At 72.8% G+C, this 23,749-nt stretch carries 18 protein-coding genes; 11 read left to right on the forward strand and 7 right to left on the reverse strand.

Annotated elements, in window-relative coordinates:
* Positions 1–123 precede the first annotated feature (123 nt).
* The gene (locus tag AB0M29_RS29730; protein ID WP_365388151.1) at positions 124–783 is read right to left on the reverse strand and encodes a hypothetical protein; all 660 of its coding nucleotides are present in this window, start codon (positions 781–783) and stop codon (positions 124–126) included.
* A gap of 229 nt (positions 784–1,012) precedes the next feature.
* Positions 1,013–1,462, reverse strand: a complete 450-nt coding sequence (locus AB0M29_RS29735) for a nuclear transport factor 2 family protein (protein ID WP_365388154.1) — start codon at positions 1,460–1,462, stop codon at positions 1,013–1,015.
* A 161-nt stretch (positions 1,463–1,623) separates the two neighbouring features.
* Here AB0M29_RS29735 and AB0M29_RS29740 point away from each other — a divergent pair, with 161 nt between their 5' ends.
* The 9 genes from AB0M29_RS29740 to AB0M29_RS29780 all read left to right on the forward strand — a co-directional run bounded on the left by AB0M29_RS29740 (position 1,624) and on the right by AB0M29_RS29780 (position 15,473).
* Positions 1,624–4,404, forward strand: coding sequence for an alpha/beta fold hydrolase (locus AB0M29_RS29740; RefSeq protein WP_365388156.1), 2,781 nt, complete (start codon positions 1,624–1,626; stop codon positions 4,402–4,404).
* 89 nt (positions 4,405–4,493) lie between these two features.
* The gene (locus AB0M29_RS29745; RefSeq protein WP_365388283.1) at positions 4,494–5,303 is read left to right on the forward strand and encodes an ABC transporter permease; all 810 of its coding nucleotides are present in this window, start codon (positions 4,494–4,496) and stop codon (positions 5,301–5,303) included.
* A 171-nt stretch (positions 5,304–5,474) separates the two neighbouring features.
* Complete coding sequence (locus tag AB0M29_RS29750; RefSeq protein ID WP_365388158.1) at positions 5,475–6,857, forward strand: S53 family peptidase; 1,383 nt, start codon at positions 5,475–5,477, stop codon at positions 6,855–6,857.
* A 207-nt stretch (positions 6,858–7,064) separates the two neighbouring features.
* The gene (locus tag AB0M29_RS29755) at positions 7,065–8,843 is read left to right on the forward strand and encodes a glycosyl hydrolase family 18 protein (protein WP_365388160.1); all 1,779 of its coding nucleotides are present in this window, start codon (positions 7,065–7,067) and stop codon (positions 8,841–8,843) included.
* A gap of 157 nt (positions 8,844–9,000) precedes the next feature.
* On the forward strand, positions 9,001–9,837 hold the full coding sequence (locus AB0M29_RS29760) for an undecaprenyl-diphosphate phosphatase (RefSeq protein ID WP_365388162.1): 837 nt from the start codon (positions 9,001–9,003) through the stop codon (positions 9,835–9,837).
* A gap of 204 nt (positions 9,838–10,041) precedes the next feature.
* Entirely contained in the window at positions 10,042–12,270 is a 2,229-nt protein-coding gene (locus tag AB0M29_RS29765; protein WP_365388285.1) for an RICIN domain-containing protein, read from the forward strand.
* A 394-nt stretch (positions 12,271–12,664) separates the two neighbouring features.
* Positions 12,665–13,354 (forward strand): GntR family transcriptional regulator, encoded by a 690-nt coding sequence (locus tag AB0M29_RS29770; RefSeq protein WP_365388164.1) that lies wholly within the window; start codon positions 12,665–12,667, stop codon positions 13,352–13,354.
* 128 nt (positions 13,355–13,482) lie between these two features.
* Positions 13,483–13,938, forward strand: coding sequence for a hypothetical protein (locus AB0M29_RS29775; RefSeq protein WP_365388167.1), 456 nt, complete (start codon positions 13,483–13,485; stop codon positions 13,936–13,938).
* Positions 13,935–15,473, forward strand: coding sequence for an aldehyde dehydrogenase family protein (locus tag AB0M29_RS29780; protein ID WP_365388169.1), 1,539 nt, complete (start codon positions 13,935–13,937; stop codon positions 15,471–15,473). The genes AB0M29_RS29775 and AB0M29_RS29780 overlap by 4 nt, the downstream gene beginning before the upstream one ends.
* 65 nt (positions 15,474–15,538) lie before the next feature.
* On the opposite strand, the gene AB0M29_RS29785 is transcribed toward AB0M29_RS29780, so the two are convergent.
* The 4 genes from AB0M29_RS29785 to AB0M29_RS29800 are packed head-to-tail and all read right to left on the reverse strand — an operon-like array spanning position 15,539 to position 19,479.
* Positions 15,539–16,642, reverse strand: coding sequence for a Gfo/Idh/MocA family oxidoreductase (locus tag AB0M29_RS29785; protein WP_365388171.1), 1,104 nt, complete (start codon positions 16,640–16,642; stop codon positions 15,539–15,541).
* Positions 16,639–17,385, reverse strand: coding sequence for a sugar phosphate isomerase/epimerase (locus AB0M29_RS29790; RefSeq protein WP_365388173.1), 747 nt, complete (start codon positions 17,383–17,385; stop codon positions 16,639–16,641). Before AB0M29_RS29790 ends, AB0M29_RS29785 begins: the two co-directional genes overlap by 4 nt.
* A 52-nt stretch (positions 17,386–17,437) precedes the next feature.
* Positions 17,438–18,358 (reverse strand): sugar phosphate isomerase/epimerase, encoded by a 921-nt coding sequence (locus tag AB0M29_RS29795; RefSeq protein WP_365388176.1) that lies wholly within the window; start codon positions 18,356–18,358, stop codon positions 17,438–17,440.
* Between the two features lie 2 nt (positions 18,359–18,360).
* Entirely contained in the window at positions 18,361–19,479 is a 1,119-nt protein-coding gene (locus AB0M29_RS29800) for a Gfo/Idh/MocA family oxidoreductase (RefSeq protein ID WP_365388177.1), read from the reverse strand.
* A 151-nt stretch (positions 19,480–19,630) separates the two neighbouring features.
* Between AB0M29_RS29800 and AB0M29_RS29805 the strand changes: the two genes are divergently transcribed.
* Positions 19,631–20,848, forward strand: a complete 1,218-nt coding sequence (locus AB0M29_RS29805) for an ROK family protein (protein WP_365388179.1) — start codon at positions 19,631–19,633, stop codon at positions 20,846–20,848.
* Between the two features lie 79 nt (positions 20,849–20,927).
* Positions 20,928–22,124, forward strand: a complete 1,197-nt coding sequence (locus AB0M29_RS29810; protein WP_365388181.1) for a DUF5954 family protein — start codon at positions 20,928–20,930, stop codon at positions 22,122–22,124.
* Positions 22,125–22,158: 34 nt separating this feature from the next.
* Here AB0M29_RS29810 and AB0M29_RS29815 read toward each other — a convergent pair whose 3' ends face one another.
* Positions 22,159–23,634 carry an AlkA N-terminal domain-containing protein gene (locus AB0M29_RS29815; protein ID WP_365388183.1) on the reverse strand — a complete coding sequence of 492 codons (1,476 nt, stop codon included), beginning with the start codon at positions 23,632–23,634 and terminating at the stop codon, positions 22,159–22,161.
* Between the last annotated feature and the right edge of the window lie 115 nt (positions 23,635–23,749).

The raw sequence follows: 23,749 nt of genomic DNA on the forward strand, positions 1-23,749 counted from the left end.
TGGTCGGGAGACAACGCGTCTGCCCCATTGGGGCCGGTGGTGACCTGCAGCCCGGTCATGGGCTGGTCGCGCAGTTCCCCGCGCCCCTACGGGGCTTGACCTCTTCCGCTGGCGCAGCGCGCCTCAGGCGGTGGTGCGGCGGGGGGTGGTGAGGAGGTAGGGGGTGGAGTGGCGGGTGCGGTGGTGGGTGGACTGCCAGCCGCGGGCGGCGAGGAGCTGGGCGCAGCGGGTGAGGGCGTCCGCGGCGTCGGCGGGCGTGGGGGCGCCGCGCCAGGAGACCTCGGCCATGCCGTCGTCCTGGGCGGAGACGGTGACCGTGTAGCCACCGGTGGAGGTGGTGGCGGGCGGGCAGCCCGCCGCCTCCAGGGCCAGCGCCACGGCGTGGACCGGGCGTTCGCGCTCCCACGGCGCCGGTACGCCGGTCGCGCCGTCGAGCAGCACCGCGCGGATCTGCAGCAGCCCCTCCCAGGCCGCGGCGACCTCCGCCGCCCGCCGCGGGCCGCCGGGCGGAGCCGTCCCCGTACCGTCGTCGGCGGTGAACCCGCCACCCGGCGCGGGCGGTTCCGGCGCCGCGGCGGGCGCCGACACCGCCGCCCACTCGGCGCGCAGCCGCATCCCCTCGGCCGTCAGGTAATAGCTGTGGTGCCCGCCGCGGCCGTGCCGCACCGCCAGCCCGGCCGCCGCCAGCGCGGCACAGACGTCGGCCCGCGCCGCCAGGCGCCCCGTCGCCGGATCGGACCCGGCGACGGCCCGCCGCTGCGCGGGCGTCAGCGCTCTCGCCATGCGACCGGCCTTCCTCTCCGACGGTCACGGCGCCGACGGCGCCACCGACGGCAGCCGTCACCGCAGGTCTCCGCGGCCGTCACCGCACGCTACCGCCCGCCACCGACATTCACCGCCACGCGACCCCGCGCGACCACACGCCCCCGCGGCCCCGCGCGAGCAGTTCCCGGATTTCGCCGGTGAATTTCCCGACCCGCCCCCGCCCCCCGGCGAATGCGGCGCCGCACCGCTACCCGGCCGCGCCCGGCGCCCGGTACATGAAGGACTTCTCCTGTCGACGGACGGCGATCAGCCACCGTCCGTCGACACGCGCCAATTCGTCCGCGTACCAGATGCCGCAGAAGAGCACGCCGCCCTCGCCCGCGTCGGAACCGCCCGGCAGCACCAGCGGGTTGAGGCACATCGTGCGTGCGGTGGCGCGGTCGCCGTCGAGGGTGACCGCGCAGTTTCCGAGCAGATGCTGATACGCGGGAAATCCCGGCATCACCGAGCCGAGGAACTCCTTGATCTCCGGAAGGGTGCCCTTCGGGCCGCCGGTCGCGGTGTAGTCGATGACGGCGCCGTCGGTGAACACCGCGTCCAGCAGGCCCCATTGACCGGTGTCGACGGCATGGCTGTAAGCGGTCAGCAGATCCTGGATCTCCAGCCGGTCGGAGATCTCGCCGAGCGTGAGCATCATGCGGCCCCTCCTGCCCGCGCCCGGTCGGGCACGAAGGCTCCGCATGGATGGCATGCGCCATCGCAGAAGTCAAGAGGCGTGAAGGGGCGGCAGTCTGTGAAAAGCCGGAGAAAGGCCCGCTGCTGCGCCGGGCGCGAGCGGCCCCCGCCTAGGATCGAGGGATGGATCTTCGATGGCCGCGGCGAAAGCGGTGGTTCGCCGCAGCGGGGGCACTCGCGGTGCTGGTGGCGGGCGGCGCCGTCGCCGGTACGGCGGCGGCCGCGGGCGGCGGCGGATCGGTGCACCGCAGTGACGCGATGCTCGACGGCGCCGGCGGAGTACGGCTGGACACCTCGTACTTCACCGCGGGCGGCAAGGGCCGCAGGCCCGCGGTGCTGCTCGGGCACGGCTTCGGCGGCAGCAAGGACGACGTCCGCGGCCAGGCCGAGGCGCTGGCCAGGCACGGCTACGCGGTACTGACCTGGTCCGCGCGCGGCTTCGGCCACTCCACCGGCCGGATCGGCCTCAACGCGCCGAGCGGCGAGGTCGCCGACGTCAGCAAGCTGGTCGACTGGCTCGCCACCCGCCCCGAGGTGCGGCTCGACGCACCCGGCGACCCGCGCGTGGGCGTCACCGGAGTCTCGTACGGCGGCGCCGTCTCGCTGCTCGCGGCGGGCTACGACCACCGCGTCGACGCCATCGCGCCCCGGATGACGTACTGGAACCTCAGCGACGCGCTGTTCCCCGACGACGTCTACAAGAAGCTCTGGGCCGGGATCTTCTTCACCAGCGGCTCGACGTCCGGCGGGCTCTCCCTCGGCGGCGACACGTCCACCCCGGGCTCGACGGACAACGGCACGGGCGGCGGCACGACGGGCGGCACCACCGGCGGCGCGGGGCAGCCGGCCCCCGCCCAGGCGGCCCCCGGCGGGACCACCGCGAGCGATCCGCTCTGCGGCCGCTTCGAGCCGTCCATCTGCGCGCTCTACCAGCGGGTCGCCGAGGCGGGGAAGCCGGACGCCGCCGCGCGCGCCCAACTGGCGGCGCTCAGCCCGTCCGCGGTGGCGTCCCGGATCAAGGTCCCGGCGCTGATCGTGCAGGGCCAGACCGACTCGTTGTTCACCCTCGCCCAGTCCGACGCGATGGCCAAGGCGATCAAGGCCAACGGCGCCCCGGTGGCCGTCGACTGGATCGCGGGCGGCCACGACGGCGGCGACACCGAGGACTCCCGGGTCGACAAGCGCGTCACCACCTGGTTCGACCACTACCTCAAGGGCGAGACCTCGAAGGGCACGGGACCGGCCTTCCGCGTCACGCGCACCGGCGGCCTCAACTCCACCGACGGCAGCGTCGTCCTGCGCGGCGCCAGCGGCCCGCGCTATCCGGGTCTCGAGGGCGCGGCCGCCCACGCCGTCAACCTGTCCGGTGCCCGCCAGCGGATCACCAACCCGGCGGGCGGCTCCCCGCCGTCGATCTCCGGGCTCCCCGGCGCGGGCGGGCTCACCCAGCTCGCGTCGCTCGGCGCGAGCCTGTCGCTGGACTTCCCCGGCCAGTCCGCCCGGTTCGACTCGCCGCGGCTGCGCACCGGCACCCATCTCACCGGCACCCCCACCGTGGACGTACGGATCGCCACCGACGCCCCGGACGCGGTGCTCTTCGCGAAGCTGTACGACGTGGCGCCCGGCGGCAAGGAGACCCTGCCCGCCCAACTCGCCAGCCCCGTCCGTGTCGCCGGATCGCCGCAGGGCACCACCGTGCACCTGGCGCTGCCCGCCGTCGACCACGACTTCGTGGCCGGTCACCGGATGCGCCTGGTGCTGTCCACCACCGACCTCGGCTACGCCTCCCCGGCGGCGGCCGCCTCGCTGACGGTGTCACTGGCCGAACCCCGGCTGACCCTGCCGACCGACCCCGACCTGACCGCGGACGCCGCCGCGCTGCCGTGGTGGGCCTGGGCGCTGCCGCCGCTGGCGCTGGCCGTCGCCGCGGCACTGCTGCTCACCGGGCGCCGCCGGGTGCGGCCGCGCCCCGCCGACCCGGCGCTCGCCGCGATCCCGCTGCGGATCACCGGGCTGAGCAAGCGCTACGCCAAGTCGGCCGACCGGTACGCCGTACGCGATCTGTCGTTCACCGTCGAACCCGGCCAGGTGCTCGGGCTGCTGGGGCCCAACGGCGCGGGCAAGACCACGACGCTGCGGATGCTGATGGGCCTGATCCGGCCGGACTCCGGCGAGATCCGGGTGTTCGGCGAGGCGGTGCGGCCGGGCGCCCCGGTGCTGTCACGGCTCGGCGCGTTCGTCGAGGGCGCCGGATTCCTGCCGCATCTGACGGGCCGCGCCAACCTCGACCTGTACTGGCAGGCGACCGGCCGTCCCGCCGAGGACGCGCACCTGGAGGAGGCGCTGGAGATCGCGGGTCTCGGCGACGCGCTGGAACGCGCGGTGCGCACCTACTCGCAGGGCATGCGGCAGCGGCTGGCCATCGCGCAGGCCATGCTCGGCCTGCCCGACCTGCTCATCCTCGACGAGCCGACCAACGGCCTGGACCCGCCGCAGATCCGCGAGATGCGCGAGGTGCTGATCCGGTACGCCGCCGACGGGCGGACCGTGATCGTCTCCAGCCATCTGCTGGCCGAGGTCGAACAGACCTGTACGCACCTGGTGGTCATGGACCGCGGCCGGCTGGTCACCGCGGGGCCGGTCGCCGACATCGTCGGTTCCGCCGACACCGTCCTGGTCGGCGTCGAGGGCGAGGTGCCGCAGAGCGTGGTGGAGAAGATCGCCGCGCTGCCGGGCGTCGCCACCGCCGTACGCGAGGAGGACGGGCTGCTGGCCGTACTCGACGGGATGACGGCGTCGCAGTTCGTGGCCGAACTCGTCCGGCTGGACGTGCCGGTGGCCCAGGTCGGGCCGCACCGCCGCCTGGAGGACGCCTTCCTCACCCTGATCGGAGGCTCCGCGTGAGCGCCGCACCCGCCCCCGCGCCGGCTCCCGCGTCCCCCGGGGCGCCCGGGGGCCGTGCCACCGCGCACGGCTACCGGCCCGGCCGCACGCTGCGGCTGCGGGTCGAGGCCAGGCGCCAACTGCGCAGGCGCCGCACCATGATCGTGGCCGGTCTGCTGGCCGCGCTGCCGTTCATCCTGATCGCCGCCTTCGCGATCGGCGGCACCCCCAGCGGCGAGGGCCGCAACGGGCCCACGCTGATCGACACCGCCACCGCCTCGGGCGCCAACTTCGCCGCCACCTGCCTGTTCGTCTCGGCGGGCTTCGTGCTGGTGGTGCCGGTCGCGCTGTTCTGCGGCGACACCGTCGCCTCGGAGGCGGGCTGGTCCTCGCTGCGCTATCTGCTCGCCGCGCCCGTGCCGCGCACCCGGCTGCTCTCGGTGAAGCTCGCCGTGGCGCTCGGCTTCAGCGCGGTCGCCATCGCGCTGCTGCCCGCGGTCGCGCTGGTCTCGGGGACGGTGGCGTACGGCTGGGGCGACCTGGAGCTGCCGACCGGCGGGGCGCTGGCCTCGGGGGACGCGCTGCCGCGGATCGCCATCGCCGTGGCCTACATCTTCGTCAGCCAACTCGTCACCGCCGCGCTGGCCTTCTGGCTGTCCACGCTCACCGACGCCCCGCTGGGCGCGGTCGGCGGCGCGGTCGGGCTGACCATCGTGGGCAATGTGCTGGACGCGGTGACGGCGCTCGGCTCCTGGCGCGACGTGCTGCCCGCGCACTGGCAGTTCTCCTGGGCCGACGCGCTCCAGCCGACCATGGAGTGGTCCGGCATGCTGCAGGGCACCTCGGTCTCGGTGTCGTACGCCATCGTGTTCACCGCGCTCGCCTTCCGCGGCTTCCGGACCAAGGACATCGTGTCCTGAATCGGTCATGACCGCCCGCCGTCCACCAAGTGCCGTTGATGGAACGGCAAAGAAAACGCAAGCTGAGTAAAGCGGTCGGCAGCAAACAGTGAAGTCTCTTGTCCTGCGCATGATCTGTGGATGTGATCGCGACAGCCGTCTCGTGCGGTCGTACTCCACACAAGGAGAGTCATGCGCAGAGTCAGTCCGCGGCCCAGCGCCGCGGTCGCGGCCGCGGGGGCCACCGCCCTCACTGCCGCCGCCCTCATAGCCGCCCCGCTGGGCGGAGCGGCCACCGCGGCCCCCGCGCACGCCGCACCGGCCGTGAAGGCCGTACCCGCGGTCGTGGGCCACCAGCTGGTGAAGGGGGTCAGCAGCCCGCTCAGCACCGAGCAGTGCCAGGCCAAGTGGGGCATCAACTGCTACACCCCGCTGCAGTACCGTCAGGCATACGACCTGAAGCCGCTGTACCGCGCCGGGGTGACCGGCAAGGGGCGCACCATCGTGATCGTGGACTCGTTCGGCTCGCCGACGATCCAGCACGACCTGGACGTCTACAGCGCGCAGTTCGGCATCCCGAGCTCGCACGTGTCGGTCGTCAAGTGGGGCGACGTCCCGCCGTTCGACCCGACCAACCCGGACCACACCGGCTGGGCGGGCGAGACCACCCTGGACGTCGAGATGGCGCACGCCGTGGCGCCCGACGCGCACATCGTGCTGGTCGAGACGGGTGTCGCCGAGACCGAGGGCGTCACCGGCCTGCCGGAGATGATGGACGCCGAGAAGGCGATGATCGACCACGGCGTGGGCGATGTCATCACCCAGAGCTTCGGGGCCACGGAGAACACCTTCCCGGGCTTCGACAAGGGCGACTTCTCCAGCATCCAGAAGCTGCGGTACGCCTTCAAGGACGCGGCCAGGCACGGGGTGACCGTGCTCGCCTCCTCCGGCGACGGGGGTGCCACCGACTCCATGGCGGACGGTGCCACCGACTACCCGTACCAGGTGAACTCCTGGCCGTCGGCCGACCCGCTGGTCACCTCGATCGGCGGCACCCAGCTGCACCTGGACGACGCGGGCAACAGGACCGCGCCGGACAGCGTGTACAACGACTACGGCGCGGGCGGCGGCGGCCAGTCGCACGTCTTCGCCCGGCCGTCGTACCAGAACGGCGTGAAGTCGGCGGTCGGCGACCGCCGCGGCACCCCCGACATCTCGATGGCCGCGGCCGTCAACGGTGGCGCGTGGGTGTACAGCAGCTACGACCCGACGGCGGTCGGCTGGGACGTCTACGGCGGCACCAGCGAGGCCAGCCCGCTCTTCTCGGGCATCGTCGCGCTCGCCGACCAGCTCGCCGGCCACCGGGTGGGCGACATCCACCAGGCGCTGTACGCGCTGGCCAAGGGCAACAGCAAGTTCACCGGGATCGTGGACGTCGCCGACGGTACGAACAACTCGTACGACGGTGTCACCGGCTACACCGCGGTGAAGGGCTACGACATGGCGACCGGCGTCGGCACGCTGGACGCCGCGCGCTTCGTCCCGGCCCTGGCCGTGGCGAGCTGGCGGCGCTGACGCGCTGATGTACTGAAGCGCTGATGTACTGATGCGCTGACCCGCAGGTGTGGGGCGGTGGGGGCGGTGGCCGGGGATCCGGTCGCCGCCCCCGCTGTGCGAGGGCCCAACTCCATTATTTGTTAGGACCCTTGACAGTTAGGTGGTCCAGACCAACATTATTGGTCCAGACCAGGCAGGCCCCCCACCGTGAAGGGAGCGCGGTCCATGATCGGACCCGTTCGCAGACCAGTTCGCGCGCTGCTCGCAGGAGTCGTCACCGCGGCCGCATCCGCGGGAATCGCGTTGACCGGCGGCGCCGGCAGCGCGCACGCCGCCACCGCGCTGCCCACCCACATCGCCGCCCCCTACTTCGAGGCGTACAACGGCGACAGCCTCTCCGGGCTGGCGTCCGCCTCGGGCAACAAGTACCTGACGATGGCGTTCATCCAGACGCCGTCGGCCGGCTCGTGCACCCCGTACTGGAACGGCGACACCGGGCTGCCGATCGCCTCCTCCAGCTTCGGCTCCGACATCAGCACCATCAAGGCGGGCGGCGGCGACGTCATCCCGTCCTTCGGCGGTTACGCGGCCGACAACAGCGGCTCCGAGCTGGCCGACAGCTGCACCAACGTCAGCACCATCGCGGCGGCCTACGAGAAGGTCATCACCACCTACGACATCAGCCGGATCGACCTCGACATCGAGGACAACTCGCTGACCAACTCCGCGGGCATCGACCGGCGCAACAAGGCCGTCAAGATGGTCCAGGACTGGGCGGCGGCCAACGGGCGGCCGATCCAGTTCTCGTACACCCTGCCCACCACCACGCACGGTCTGGAGGGCGGCTCCGTCGGCTCCGGCAGCGGGCTGGCCGTACTGCAGAACGCGGTCTCCAACGGCGTGAACATCAACGTCGTCAACATCATGACGTTCGACTACTACGACAACGCCACGCACAACATGGCGACCGACACCGAGACGGCCGCCCAGGGCCTGCACGACCAGCTCGCCGCCCTGTACCCGTCGCGCAGCGACGCGCAGCTGTGGGACTCCATCGGCGTCACCGAGATGCCCGGCATCGACGACTTCGGGGCGGCCGAGACCTTCACCACCGCCAACGCCACCACCGTCTACAACTGGGCGGTCAGCAAGGGCATCAACACGCTGTCCTTCTGGGCGCTGCAGCGCGACAACGGCAACTGCCCCGGCACCGGCGGCCAGGACAACTGCTCCGGCACCACCCAGAGCACCTGGCAGTTCAGCCACACCTTCGAGCCCTTCAACGGCGGCACCACGCCTCCCCCCGTCAACGACTTCTCGGTCTCGCTCTCCCCGGGCTCCGGCTCGGTCGCGCCCGGCGGCTCCACCACCGCGAGCGTGCAGACCGCCGTCACGGGCGGCTCCGCGCAGTCCGTCAGCCTGTCGGTGAGCGGCGCGCCCGCGGGCGTCACCGCCTCCGTCAGCCCCGGCTCGGTCACCGCGGGCGGCAGCGCCACCCTGTCGGTCTCCACCACCTCCGCCGCGGCGCCCGGCACGTACACGCTGAGCGTCAAGGGCACGGCGGCCTCCGGCAGCCACACCGCGACCTACACGCTCACCGTCACCGGCTCCGGCGGCGGCTCGGGCAGCGTGGTGAACGGCGGCCTGGAGACCGGCAGCCTGTCCCCGTGGACCTGCCAGGCGGGCGGCGGCGTGGTCGCCACCCCGGCGCACTCCGGCAGCCACGCGCTGCACGCGGCGCCGACCTCCTCGCAGACCGGCCAGTGCGGCCAGACGGTCGCGCTGCAGGCCAACCACTCCTACACCCTCACCGCCTGGGTGCAGGGCCCGTACTCCTACGTCGGTGTCAGCGGCGGAGCCTCCGCCGAGACCTGGGCCAACGGCACCGGCTGGACCAAGCTGACGATCCCCTTCACCACGGGGGCCAACGGCACCGTTACGGTGTACCTGCACGGCTGGTACGGGCAGGGGAGCGTCTACGGCGACGACTTCGCGATCGCCTAGCCGCCCCTGGATTATCGATCGGCCGAACGGTCCTCTACAGTCTGAGCGGGCGTCTACGCGAATGTAGTCGGTAGGGCCGGGCACGCCTTCGGGCGGGCCCGGCCCCACCGGCGCCGCCACCGCGCACACCACCGCACAGACCAGGGGACGGGAACCCATGAGCGTCATCGGCGTCGGCCAGGCTGTCATTCTCGGCGTCGTGGAAGGAGTGACCGAGTTCCTGCCGGTCTCCTCCACGGGGCATCTGAAGATGGCCGAGGGGCTGATGAACATCCCGGTGGACGACGACGCCGTCGTCGGCTTCACCGCGGTGATCCAGACCGGCGCGATCGCCGCCGTGTTCGTGTACTTCTTCAAGGACATCAAGCGGTTCGTGACCGCCTGGCTGCGCGGGCTGGCCCATCGCGAGGAGCGTGACGACCACGACTACAAGTTCACCTGGTGGGTGATCTACGCGACCATCCCGATCGTCGTGGTCGGGCTGGCCGCCAAGCCGCTGATCGACGGCCCGCTCGGCTCGCTGTGGGTGGTCGCCTTCTCCCTGATCGGCGGCAGCATCGTCATGTGGGCCGCCGAGCAGATGGCGCGATTCAAGCGCGGCGAGGACCAGGTCACCCTCCAGGACGCCATGGTGGTCGGCACCTCGCAGATCCTCGCGCTGCTCTTCCCCGGCTTCTCCCGCTCGGGCGCCACGATCTCCACCGCGCTCATCCGCGACCTCGACCGGGTGGCCGCCACCCGGCTGTCGTTCTTCCTCGGCCTGCCCGCCCTGACCGGCGCCGGTCTGTACGAGCTCAAGGACGCCACCAGCGGCGGTGTGGGCGCCTCCGCGCTCATCGTGGGCACGGTGGTGTCCTTCGTGGTCGCGTACGCCTCCATCGCCTGGCTGCTGAAGTTCGTCGCCAAGCACTCGTTCAACTCGTTCGTGGTCTACCGGATCGTGGTCGGCGTGGTGCTCATCGGACTCCTCGCGAGCAACACCCTGGACGCCTGACCAGGCGCCCAACTCCGTTGAAAGGGCCCGGCCGTCACGGCCGGGCCCCTTTTTTTGGACGATAGTTCACGACTTATTTTTTGATGTGTATTGACTCGCCGACAGGTGACCCCTAGCGTCCACAGCGCATCGCGACCCCACAACGCGACTGAGGAGACAGGTGTGACCCAGGTCCCCAGCGTGCCCGGCACGCTCCTTCGCTCGATGAGCCGCCGCAGACGAACAGCCGTCCTGGCGACGGCGCTCCTGCTGCCGGTGACCGCCTGCATCGCGCTGGTCTCCGCCCGGGACGCGGGCGCGGCGACCATACCCAGCGCCCCGGCCACGGTCACCGACGTGGGCAGCGGCAAGTGCGTCGACGCCCGAGCCGCCGCGACCGCCAACGGCACGGCCGTGCAGCAGTACACCTGCAACGGCAGCTCGGCCCAGCAGTGGCAGTTCACCGCCACCGACAGCGGCTACTACCGGGTCGGCGTCTCCGGCGCGCCCAACCAGGTCTGGGACGAGACCGGTGTCTCCACCGCCGACGGCGCCCTCACCCAGCTCTGGCTGTACGGCGGCGGCGCCAACCAGCAGTGGCTGCCGGTCGCCGAGTCCGGCGGCTCCTTCCACTTCGTCAACCGCAACAGCGGCAAGTGCCTCGACGTGCCCGGCGCCTCCACCGCCGACAGCGTCCAGCTCCAGCAGTACACCTGCAACGGCACCGCGGCGCAGTCGTTCAACGTCAGCGGCAGCGGCGGCACCACCACGCCCCCCACCCAACCGCCGGGCAACACCCCCGACTTCGGCCCCAACGTGACGGTGTTCGACCCGTCCATGTCGGCCTCGTCGATCCAGTCGAAGATCAACTCGGTCTACAACGCCCAGGTCAACAACGAGTTCGGCACCCAGCGCAACGCCCTGCTGTTCGCCCCCGGCTCGTACAACGTCGACATCCCGGTCGGCTACTACACCCAGGTCTCCGGGCTCGGCCTGTCACCGGACGCGGTGTCGATCACCGGCGGCGGCGTCCATGTGGCCGGGCACACCAACGACGGCAACGCCACCCAGATCTTCTGGCGCGACGTCGAGAACATGTCGGTCAGCCCCAGCTCCGGCAGCACCATGTGGGCCGCCTCCCAGGCCGACCCGTTCCGCCGGATGGACGTGCACGGCGGCATGCTGCTCTACGACAACACCCACGGCACCTCGTCCAACTGGTCCAGCGGCGGCTACGTCGGCAACTCCCGGATCTCCGGCACGATCAGCTCCGGCACCCAGCAGCAGTACCTCACCAAGAACACCGCGATGGGCGGCTGGTCCGGCTCCAACTGGAACATGGTCTTCGTCGGTGACACCGGCGCACCCGGCAACAACTTCCCCAACCCGCCCTACACCACGGTCGCGCAGAGCCCGACCTCCAAGGAGAAGCCGTTCCTGTACGTCGACGGCTCGGGCAACTGGCAGGTGTTCAACCCCGCGCTGCGCACCAACGCCCAGGGTCCCGACTGGACCAACGGCACGCCCGCCGGGACCTCGATCCCGATCGACCAGTTCTACATCGCCAAGCCCGGTGACACCGCGGCCACGATGAACGCGGCGCTCTCCGCGGGCAAGAACCTGATCGTCACCCCGGGCGTCTACCACCTGTCCGCGCCCCTGAACATCACCCGGCCCGACACCGTCGTGCTCGGCCTGGGCCTCGCCACCCTGGTGCCGGACAACGGCGTCACCGCGGTCACCACCGCCGACGTCGACGGCATCGACATCGCGGGCCTGCTGATCAGCGCCAACACCACCAACTCCGCGACCCTGATGCAGATCGGCCCGGCCGGGTCCACCACGTCCCACGCCGCGGACCCGACCGTGCTGCAGGACGTGTTCTTCCGCGTCGGCGGCGACATCGCGGGCAAGGCCACCACGACCCTCGTCGTCAACAGCGCCAACGTCATCGGCGACGACCTGTGGCTGTGGCGCGGCGACCACTCCAACGGCGTCGGCTGGAACACCAACCCGGCCGCGCAGGGCCTGATCGTCAACGGCGGTGACGTCACCATGTACGGGCTGGCCGTCGAGCACTACGAGAAGTACCAGACCACCTGGAACGGCAACGGCGGCCGCACGTACTTCTACCAGAGCGAGACCCCGTACGACGTGCCCGACCAGGGCAGCTGGACCACCAGCGGCGGCGACCCCGGCTACGCCTCCTACAAGGTCGCCAACTCCGTGACCACCCACGAGGCATGGGGCGTCGGCGTCTACGCCTACCTCCGCGACCACCCGGAACTCGTCCTCGGCCACGCCATCGAGGTCCCCACCACCGCGGGCGTCAAGTTCCACGACATGGTCACCACCGTCCTCGGCGGCGCGGGCACCATCAACCACATCATCGACACCACCGGCGCCCAGGTCACCGCCAGCCACAACCACGAGACCTGGACGAACTACCCGTAAGACCCGAGCCCATGGGGCACGCCGGGAAGACGTGTAGAGACTGAGCCAAAGGCCGCGCCGGTATCGAAAGGGAGAACGCGCGGAGTCCCCGAGGAACGAGGGGTCGAGCACGATCGACCGTCGATATCGGGTCTGAGCGGCCGGAGGCGAAGGCTCGGCAAAGAAGCGTGGGGGGCCGGCCGGCCCAGGGGGCGCATCCCGTCGGCCGGCCCCTCACTCGTGCCGCGGGTACGGGGGGTCAGGTTGAGCCGCCCCTCCCGCAGGGCGCGGCCGACGAGCTTGTCGACGGCGTTGTGGCGCCCCCCTGTGGCGTGCCTGTGCCGAATAGGTGTACTCAGTAGACTGTAGACGAAAACCAATGCGCCACACCTGACCACGCAGAAGGGGGACGCAGATGCTGTCCACGGGACTGCCGTACGGCGCTGTGCCGAAACTGGAGCGCCCGGGACCCCTGCGTGAACGGGTGTACGAAGCCCTGCTCGAACTCATCAGCTCCCGCACCCTGCGCCCCGGCCAGCACCTCGTCGAGACCGAGCTGGCGGGTCATCTCGGGGTCTCCCGGCAGCCGGTGCGCGAGGCGCTGCAACGGCTGAACACCGAGGGCTGGGTCGATCTGCGCCCCGCGCAGGGCGCGTTCGTGCACGAGCCCACCGAGGACGAGGCCGACCAGCTCCTGGTGGTCCGCGCCCTGCTGGAGACCGAGGCCGCCAGGCTCGCCGCGGCCAACGGGCCCGCCGAGGGCCTCAAGCGGCTCAAGGAACTGTGTGTCGTGGGGGAGAAGGCGGTCGCCGCCGACGAGGTGGACGCCGTCGTCGCCGCCAACGCGGCCTTCCACGCGGAGGTCATGGCCCTCGCGGGCAACGCGGTGCTGGCGGAGCTGGCCGCGCAGGTGGACCGGCGGGTCCGCTGGTACTACACGCCCGTCGCCCGTACCCGCGGCATCCAGTCCTGGATCGAGCACCGTGAGCTGATCGACGCCATCGCGGCCCGCGACGAGGCCGCCGCCACCACGATCATGCGCGCGCACACCGAGCACACCCGGGCGTCGTACCACGAACGCGCGGACCGCGCCGACCGCGACTGACGGCCTGCGCCGGTACCGGTCGCGAAGGTGCCGGGGCACGGTCGCACCCCGCGGGCACGGACGTACCCCACCCGCTTTCCCGCGGCCGGCGCGCGGCCGGGGTGACCGCTGACACGCCCGATCGGAGCATGCCGTCCACCGCCATGGGTACGGGTACCGAACACCTTCTGAACCGCAGGCACCGGCTCGGCGCCACCCTGACGCCACTTGACCCGAACGCCGAATTCCCCAGGACCGGGGTCGCTATCGTCGCCTGTACGGACGCCGGGCCGGCGGCCGGGACGATGTCCGGCCTCCGGCCCGGCGACGCCCATGTCATCCGCGACGCGGGCGGGTGTGTCACCGACGACACGCTTCGCCCGCTCCGGCTCGGCCAACTGCGCGGCGCAACCACCGAGATCGTGCTGGTGCACCACGAGGACCGCGCGGTGGTCACGGACCCCGACGCCGACCCGCACGGCTGTCCGGCGCGGATCCGGCAGAGCAAGGAGCCGCCCCACAGCGACGTGGTGCGCGGCTTCGTCCACACGCGCGGTGGTGCGCCGCGCGAGATCCGCCCCCCGATGAGAGCGGAGTACAGATGACCCTCACCCTCAAGCCCGGAACGGCCTGGAGCGACGCGTGGCAGCGCGCGCTGCGGACCGCGCCCGAGGCGTTCCGCGACGACCGTGTGCTCAACCTCTGGGCCGGCCGGTGGCAGGCCGACGGCCGGGCGCTGCCCGCCACCTCGCCGGTCGACGGCAGCCCGATCGCCGGACCGCCCCGGCTGGACTCGGCCACCGCGCGCCGCGCGGTCGGCGCCGCGCTCGACGAGCACCGGCGCTGGCGCCATGTGCCGGTACCCGAGCGCGCGGCCAGGGTGTCGGCCACCCTGGACGCCCTCACCGAACACCGCGACCTGCTCGCCCTGCTGCTGGTCTGGGAGATCGGCAAGCCGTGGCGGCTGGCCCGCGCCGACGTGGACCGGGCGATCGACGGCGTCCGCTGGTACGTGGAGGGCATCGAGCCGATGCTGGACGGGCGTTCGCCGCTGGACGGCCCGGTCTCCAACATCGCGAGCTGGAACTACCCGATGAGCGTGCTGGTGCACGCCATGCTCGTCCAGGCGCTCGCCGGGAACGCGGTGATCGCCAAGACCCCCACCGACGGCGGACTTTCCTGCCTGACGCTGGCTGCGGCGCTGGCCCGGCGCGAGGGCATCCCGGTCACCCTCGTCAGCGGCAGCGGCGGCGAACTGTCCGAGGCGCTGGTCCGCTCGCCGGAGATCGGCTGTGTCTCCTTCGTCGGCGGCCGCGACACCGGCGGCCGGATCGCCACCGCCGTCGCCGACGTCGGCAAGCGGCACATCCTCGAGCAGGAGGGCCTCAACTGCTGGGGCCTGTGGGAGTACAGCGACTGGGACGCCTTCGGCGCGCAGATCCCCAAGCTCTTCGACTACGCCAAGCAGCGCTGCACCGCCTACCCGCGGTTCGTCGTCCAGCGGTCCCGCTTCGCGGACTTCCTGGCCGCCTACCTCCCGGCGGTGAAGTCGGTACGCACCGGCCACCCGTTGGCCGTCGCCGCCCCCGACGACCCGCTGCCGACCCTCGACTTCGGCCCGCTGATCAACGCATCCAAGGCCAAGGAACTCGCCGACCTGGTCGCCGAGGCCGTCGACCGCGGCGCGGTGCCGCTGCACCATGGCGCTCTCGACCCCGGCCTCTTCCTCCCCGGCCAGGACACCTCCGCCTACCTCGCCCCCGTCACCCTCCTCAACCCGCCGCCGTCCTCCCCGCTGCACCACACCGAGCCCTTCGGCCCGGTCGACACCATCGTCCTCGTCGACACCGAGGCCGAACTCCTCGCCGCGATGAACGCCAGCAACGGCGCCCTCGTCGCCGCCCTCTCCTGCGACGACCGGCAGACCACCGAGCGCTTGGCCGCCCAGGTCCGCGCCTTCAAGGTCGGCCGCGGCGGCCCCCGCTCCCGCGGCGACCGCGAAGAACTCTTCGGCGGCCTCGGCGCCTCCTGGCGCGGCGCCTTCGTCGGCGGCGAACTCCTCGTCCACGCCGTCACCCAGGGCCCCGCGGAGGAACGCCTCCCGGGCAACTTCCCGGACTACCAACTCCCGGCCGCATAGCAAAATCCCTGGCCGGCCCATCCCCCCACGGGTGGGCCGGCCAGGGGCCGGGGGTCGGTCCTGGGTCAGGCCAGGGTCGACGCCGCCGGGTCCCATGCCTCGGGCAGTGGTGGTACTGCCGGGGCGCCGGTTTCGAGGGTGCGGACGGTGTGCGCGTCGGCGGACTCCGTCACGGTCGCCATCAACTCCAGTACGTGCTGGGCCAGTTCGCCCGAGGCGCGGTGGTCGGAGCCGTCGCGGAGGGCGCGGGCCATGTCGAGGACGCCCATGCCGCGGCCGGCGGTGGAGCCGGTGACCGGGAGCTCGCGCCAGTCGTCCTCACCGAACGCCTGGACCAGGAGCGGTCCTTCGAAGGTGTTGGGGTCCGGAAGCGACAGCGTCCCCTCGGTGCCGGTGATCTCGATCATGCGGCGCGGCACCGCGGAGTCGAAGCTGAAGGTCGCCGAGGTGCTCGGGCCCGCGGCGAAGTCCAGCAGGGCGTGGACATGGGTGGGGACCTCGACGGCGAAGGAGGTGCCCTGCTGGGGGCCGGAGCCGATCACCCGGGTGGCGCGCGCCTGCCGGGCGGTGGCCGCCACCCGCGTCACCGGGCCGAACAGCGCCACCAGGGCCGTCAGATAGTACGGGCCGATGTCGAACAGCGGCCCGGCACCGTACTGGTAGAGGAACTCCGGGCTGGGGTGCCAGCGTTCGGGACCCGGCCCTTGGGTGACGGCGGTCGCGCTCACCGGCTCGCCGATCACCCCCGCCCGCAGTGCGCGCTGCGCGGACTGCAGCCCCGCCCCGAGGAAGGTGTCCGGCGCGCTGCCCACCCGCAGGCCCCTGGCCCGCGCGTCGGCCAGGATCTTCGCGCCGTCCTCCGGCGCGAGCGCCAGCGGCTTCTCACCGTAGACGTGCTTGCCCGCCGCCAGCGCCGCGCCGGCTATCTCGGCGTGCGCGGCCGGGATCGTCAGATTGACGACGATCTCCACCTCGGGGATGGCCAGCACCGAGGCGACATCGCCCCACGCGGGCACGCCGTAGGTCTCGGCCGCCGCCCGCGCCCGCGCCACGTCGAGGTCGGCGACGGCCAGTACGCGGATGTCGGGGAAGCCGGTCAGGGCCGTCAGGTACTGGGTGCTGATGACGCCCGCGCCGACCAGCGCGACGCCGACAGGACCACTGCTCATGAACCGTCCTCCAACGCGGTGAGATAGGCACGGCTGTCGGCGACGGCCTCGAAGATGTCGCCCGCGCAGGTGTCGAGTTCCACGATCCGCTGGGCGTCCGGCGCGGCGGCCAGGATGGACGGCACGTCGATGGCGCCCTTGCCGACCGCGGTGTGCGGCGCGTCCTTCACACCGGGGCCGTCCTTGACGTGCAGGGCCAGCACCCGTCCGCCGAGCGAGCGCAGCAGCGCGGGTACGTCGGCGCCGCCGACCGCGGCCCAGTAGGTGTCGACCTCCAGGAACACCTCGGGCGCCAGCAGGTCCGCCAGCTCCTCCAGCGCGGTGCGCCCCTCGAAGCGCGGCTCGATCTCCCACCAGTGGTTGTGGTAGCCGATCCGCACGCCGCGCTCGGCGGCCTTCTCCGCGAAGCCGTTGAGCAGGTCGGCGGTACGGCGAAGTCCGTCGGCGGTGGTGAACTCCTCGTGCGCGATACCGCCCGGGATGATCGCCAGATCCGTGCCGATCGCGGCGACCGCGTCGAAGACCTCCGCGGCCTCCTTGTCGAACAGCGCGTAGGCGTGCGTGCTGGACACGCTCAGCCCCAGGTCGTCGGCGCGCTTGCGGAAACCGGCCGGGTCGGCGGTCGGGTCGTACGCCTCGACGGCGGTGTAGCCGATCTCGGCGAGGCGGGCCAGTGTGCCGTCGCGGTCGGCGGCGAGCTGGTCCCGGAGGGTGTAGAGCTGGATGCTCAGGGGTGTGGCCATCGCGGGCGGTCCTCCTGGAAGTACGGGCGGTGGAACGGCGGGTGAGGGTGCGTCAGCCCACGATCAGCGGGCGCAGCGTGCGGTGGGCGATCTCCAGGCCCTGGGTGACCCGCCGCACGTCCCCGCTCCACACGGGGTCCTCGTGCTCGACGGAGAGCACTCCGGTGAAGCCGCCCTCGTAGAGCGTGTCGACGATCCGGCGCCAGTCGACGTCGCCGAGTCCCGGCACCCGGTAGCGCCACCAGCCGCTGTCCCAGCCGTCGGTGCGGGCCACCGAGCGGCCGAAGAACCCGTAGCTGTCGCGGGCCCGCGGGTCGAGCTGCGCGTCCTTGGCCTGGGCGTGCGGGATGCGGTCGATGTACGGCCTGAGCGCCTCGACCGGGTCGATGCCGAGCCAGAGCAGGTGCGAGGGGTCGTAGTTGAGATAGAGGCCGAGGCCGAACATCCACTCCCACAACTCGGGGGAGTAGGCGAGGTTGCCGGGGTAGCCGTCGGGGTGCCACCCCTCCATCACGCAGTTCTCGATGATGATCCGCACCCCGCGCTCGCCCGCGTACTCCACCAGGGAGGGCAGTTCGCGCTCGGCGAGCGCGATGTTCTCCTTGACCGTCAGACCGGGGTGGCGGCCGACGAAGGTGCCGACGTACGGCACGCCGAGCAGCGCCGCCGCGTCCACGTTGGCCCGTACGTGGGCGGCGATCTCGGACCTGCGGCTCTCGTCGGGGTGCAGGTTGTTCTCGTAGTACGCCAGCGACGACAGGGTCAGGCCGTGCTTGTCGAACAGGGCGCGCACCTCGTCGGCCCGCCGCTCGCCGAAGTCGGCCACGTCGATGTGGCTGGCCTCGAACTCCCGGGAACCGGTGGACGGCCAGGTGGCGACCTCCAGTGCCTCGTAGTCGTGCGCGGCCGCCCAGGCGGCGATCTCGTCCAGCGGGAGCTGCGGAAGGCAGGCGGTCAGGAAGCCCAGCTTCATTGTCAGGAGACCTCTTTCCAGGACCGGTCCGCCGCGGAGGCCAGTACGGCCTCGGTGAGGCGCACCATGCGGGCGGCGTCGTCGAAGGTGGGGCACGGCGCGGCCGCCGTGCCCCGGATCGCGCTGTGCACGTCGCGGACGAAGGCGGCGAAGCAGTCGAGATAGCCCATGGGGTGCCCGCCGGGCACCACCGACAGCCGGGCGGCTTCGGGGGAGAGGGTGGCGGGGTCGCGCAGCACCGCCGCGTTCTCGCCGCGGCTGCCGACGAAGAGTGACTCGGGGTTCTCCTGGTCGAAGGCGAGCGAGGTGCGGCTGCCGTCCACCTCGAACCAGAGCCGGTTCTTGCGGCCGGGAGAGATCTGCGAGACCGTCACGGACCCGGTGGCCGCCCGGTCGGTACGGAACAGCACCTGGACGACGTCCTCGGTCGCCGGGGTGCCGCCGTCCCGCTCCACCGTCTGGCTCACCGCGGTCAGTTCGGTGATCCGGTGGCCGGTCACCCACTCCACCAGGTCGCACCAGTGCGAGCCGATGTCGGCGAACGCCCGGGAGGGGCCGCCGGCGGCCGGGTCCACCCGCCAGTTGGTGTCGCCGGGTTCCGAGAGCCAGTCCTGGAGGTAGTGGCCGTGCACCAGCCTGACCTCGCCGGCCCGGCCGTCGGACACCCGGGCCCGCGCCTCGGCGGCCATCGGGTGGTAGCGGTAGACGAACGGCACCGCCGCCACCAGACCGCTCCCGGCGGCGAGCGACGCCAGCGCGTCCGCGTCCGCGGACGAGGTGGCCAGCGGCTTCTCGCACACCACGTGCTTGCCCGCCCGCAACGCCAGCGCGGCCAGCGGCGCGTGGGTGTCGTTGGGCGTGCACAGGTGCACCACGTCCACGTCGTCGCTGGTGACCAGCGACTCCGCGGAGTCGAAGGCGCGGTCGACGCCGAGCGCCGCCGCGGCCTCCTTGGCCCGTGCCGGGGTCGACGCGCTGATCCCGGCCACCGGGGCGCCGGCCCTGCGCACGGCGTCCAGGTGCACCCGCCCGATCATGCCCGCGCCGACGATCGCGGTGCGCAGCGCGGACGGCGGGGACTGCTGTGCAGGTGATGCGCTCTGGCCCACAAGTGCCTCCATTTCCGCTTCACCAGAACGCTAGCCACCACTCTTTCGGTTGACAATGGCAACATTTCCGCTAACTTCTGTCATAAATCAGCGCGGGCACGCGGCGGCGGGGCAGCAGCTCGGGCGGCGGCGCACAGGGGCACACAGCGAGGGGCGGCACAGGGTGACAGCGGCAGGCGAACGGCAGTTGACCGCGCTGAGCGAACTGGCCGGGCTGGTCGCGGGCGGCGCCACCCGGCGCAGCCAGCTCGCCACCGCCACCGGACTGTCCCGCGCCGCCGTCGCCCAGCGCGTCGACCTGCTCATCGCCCAGGGACTGCTGGTCGAGACCGGCACGGTCGCCACCGAGCGCGGTCGCCCGCCGCTCACCCTCCAGCTCGCCTCACGCACCGCGGTCGTCTGCGCCGTCGACCTCGGCGCCACCCACCGCACGGTCGCCGTCGCCGAACTCGGCGGCAAGGTGCTGGCGGAGGCCACCGAGGGCATCGACATCAACGACGGCCCCGAGCCCGTACTGACCGGCGTCCACGAGCAGTTGGGACAGCTGCTGGCCGACGCGGGGCACCCGGCGGAGCATGTCCGCGCGATCAGCGTCGGCGTACCCGGCCCGGTCGAGGCACGCACCGGCACCGTCATCCGGCCGCCGATCATGCGCGGCTGGGACGGCTACCGGGTGCCCGGCTTCTTCGCCGACCGGTACCGGGCGCCCGTGCTCGTCGACAACGACGTGAACATGATGGCGCTCGGCGAGTACGGCCACCGGCCGTCCACCGCCCACCTGCTGTACGTGAAGGTCGGCACCGGAATCGGCTGCGGCATCGTCTCCGGCGGCGTGGTGCACCGCGGCGCCTCGGGCGCGGCCGGCGACATCGGGCACATCCGGGTCCCGGGCCACGACGACGTGCTGTGCCACTGCGGCAACACCGGCTGCGTGGAGGCCGTCGCCTCCGGCGCCGCGATCGCCGCCACCCTGCGCGAGGCGGGACTGCCCGCGGAGCGCGCCTCCGACGTGGTGCGGCTGGTCGCGGCGGGCGACCCGCTGGCCCGCCGCCAGGTACGGCTGGCCGCCCAGCGGCTCGGCGACGTCCTCGCCTCGCTCGTCAGCTTCTACAACCCCGACACGATCGTGCTGGGCGGCAGCATCGCGGGGCTCCACGACGACCTGCTGGCCGACATCCGCGGCGCCGTCTACCGCCGCGCGCTGCCGCTCGCCACCCGTACCGTCGCCATCGAGACCACCCTGCTCGGCCACCGCGCGGGCATCGAGGGCGCCCGCCGGCTGGCCGTGCAGCACCTGCTGTCCCCCGAGGGCATCGGCCACATGCTGGCCGGGGCCGGAGCTGCGGCCGGTGCGGTGGCGGAAGCCCAGGCCAAGGGTTGACCTGCGCAACTCCTTCTGAGGTGTGGACCTTTGCCGGATCGGTCGCGTACCGCCTCGGTGTATGGGCATGCTGGTCTACATGGACGAGCGAGGCGACGATGTTCCTGCCTACCGGACGATCCGGATGACCACACCGGAGTCACCGGTCGCGGCGCTCGCCGACATCGAGGCGTGGAAGGCGAGAAAGACCTACCCGTCCACGCTCTTCGCCGGTGGCCCGGTCTTCGGCGTGGCCGTCGAGCGGGACGAGGGCGGCTGGGAGCTGCACCCGTACTTCAGCGGTCTGGCCCCGCAGGACGCCCGCGACAGCCTCGGCTCGCACTTCCGCCGGCTGTCCCAGCAGGCGGCCAAGGCCGGTGACACCGACGCCGAGGCGGAGTATCTGGCCGCCGGCGACCGGCTGGACTGGGAGCGCCTGGACGAGATGACGGTACGCGGCTGCCGCTACCGGGTGGTGCGCGCCGAACGCTTCATCCGGATGGGGCCCGACGGCCCGGAGCCGCCCCGTGACACCGACCCCGACCCGGGCGCGACCGGCCGGGCCGGTGAGGCGCTGGACCCGGCGGCGGGCCTGGTCATCGACCCGGTGCACGCGACCGGCGTCTCCGAGGGCGTCCTCAGGGTCGAACTGCTGGCCGCGCTGCGCAAGGGCGGCACCGTACCGGCCGACGTCCACCAGGACGCGCGGACCGCCGCCGATACCCACCCCGGGGGCGTGCTGCTGCCCGCCACCTTCATGACCGCCGAGCGCGAGGGCGGCCGCTGGCGCCCCGACTCCAGCGGTACGGCGACCACCCCGCAGTCCGCGCGCGACGGACTGGCCATGCAGCTGCGGGTGATGGTGCCCTGGCAGAAGGACCTCGGGCCGAGCGAGCGGGAGATCTACGCGCGGGCCGCCGACCGGCTCGACGCCGAGCGCCTCGACGAACTGGACGTCGCGGGGCGGCACTTCCGTATCGTCAGGGTCGAACGCCTGGTGCGCATCGGCCCGGACGGCCCGGAGGGACCCCGCCCTTCCGACGCCGACCCGACGCCCCCGGTGATGGTGCAGGACCAACAGCTGCGCGAGCGGGGCGTGTTCACCGGCGACGACGGGCCGGACGTCCAGGGCGCCGAAGGGCTCGGAGACGACGCGACCGCGGACGACGGCGGCGAACCCGACGAGCACACCCAGCGGTTCATCCGGCTCTTCGAGGAGGAGCGGCGGCGCCGCGACGCCGTGCGGGACCGCGCGGCCGACGGGACCGACGGCTCCGACGGGCCAGGGTCGGTCTGACGGCCCGCGGCCGAGGGCCCCAGCAGGGCGGCCTTCAGTGCACGGCCGCCGCCACGCTCCACAGATGGTGGGTGGCGTACGACCGCCACGGCCGCCACCGCTGCGCGCCCGCCGGGTCACGGCCGTCCGCGAGCAGGACGTCGGGGTCGCCGAGCGCCCGCATCCGGATGTAGCCCGCGGTCCGCGCGGTGATGCCGGGCAGTGCCAGCAGTGTCCGCTCCGCCTCCTCCCGGTCGACGCCCGGGTCGAGTACGACCGAGCGGTCACCGAGCGCGGCGGCGAGCGTCCGCAGCGTCTCGCACCGCTCCGCGGGCAGGCCCACCGCGTCGAGGGCCGCGCCGGTGAGGTCGGCGGCGCGCGGGAACAGCAGGGTGAGCGAGCCGCGAGCCGCGGGCAGTGGCTCACCGAACGCGGCCAGCAGCGCCTCGCCGTACCGCCGTGCCGCGGATGTCCCCTCGCCGAGCACCGCCCGTACCGCCAGCTCCTCCGGGTCGGCGGCGCCCGGCGCGCGCAGCCCGGGGCGGGCCGCCACCAGCGGGGCCAACTCCTCGTCGGCGCCCAGCCGTTCGGCCACCGCGAAGGGATCGGCGTCCAGGTCGAACAACCGGCGCACGCGCTGGGTGGCCGTGGTCAGATCGCGCAGGTCGCCCAGGTGCAGCCGGCACTCCAGCCAGCCGCCGTCCGCCTCCGGCCGCCCCGCGGCGCCGCCCGGCCGCTCGCCGACCTCGGCGATCCCCGCGCCGTGCGGCAGCCGCAGCGTCCGCCGGTAGGTGCGGGCACCGGGCTCACCGGTCACCTCCTCCACGCCGGGCAGCGCGCGGGCCGCGAGGAAGTCGAAGACCTGCGCGGCGGCGTAGGCACCGCGGTAGGCCAGCCGCAGCGGCACGCCCGCCGCGCCGTTCTCGGCGCCCGGGGCCGCGGCGCCGACCGGGCCGAAGCGCGAGTCCCGGCCGGGGCGGGCCGCCCGCAGCTCGGTCGGGGTGGCCGCGTAGATCTCCCGGATCGTCTCGTTGAACTGCCGCACACTCGCGAAACCGGCCGCGAAGGCGATGTCGGCGGCCTGCATCGACGTCGTCTGCAGCAGCACCCGGGCGGTGTGCCCCCGCTGCGCCCGGGCCAGCGCGATCGGGCCCGCGCCCAGCTCCGCGTTGAGCTGCCGCTGCACCTGCCGCGCGCTGTACCCCAGCCGCGTGGCCAGCCCCGACACCCCCTCCCGGTCGACGATCCCGTCCCCGATCAACCGGATCGCCCGCCCCACCACATCCGCCCGCGCGTTCCAGTCCGCCGACCCCGGCACCGCGTCCGGCCGGCACCGCCGACACGCCCTGAACCCCGCCCCCTGCGCCGCCGCCGCCGTCGGAAAGAACGACACATTCTTCCGCTTCGGCGTGATCGCCGGACAGCTCGGCCGACAGTAGATCCCCGTCGTGGACACCGCGAAGAAGAACACCCCATCAAACCGCGCGTCCCGGCTGCTCACCGCCTCGTACCTGCTGTCCTCGATCGTCATACACCCAGTATGCGGTCGCGCGATCCCGCGCACTGGCGGAAATCGGACGCGACGCTTTGCGCTGGCGCGCGGCGGGGCCCGGAGCCGAAGCGGACCGGCTACGCGCCGGGGCGGG

Origin of the sequence: Streptomyces sp. NPDC051976 (genome assembly GCF_040680795.1) — a bacterium.
In the GTDB taxonomy this organism is placed as follows: domain Bacteria; phylum Actinomycetota; class Actinomycetes; order Streptomycetales; family Streptomycetaceae; genus Actinacidiphila.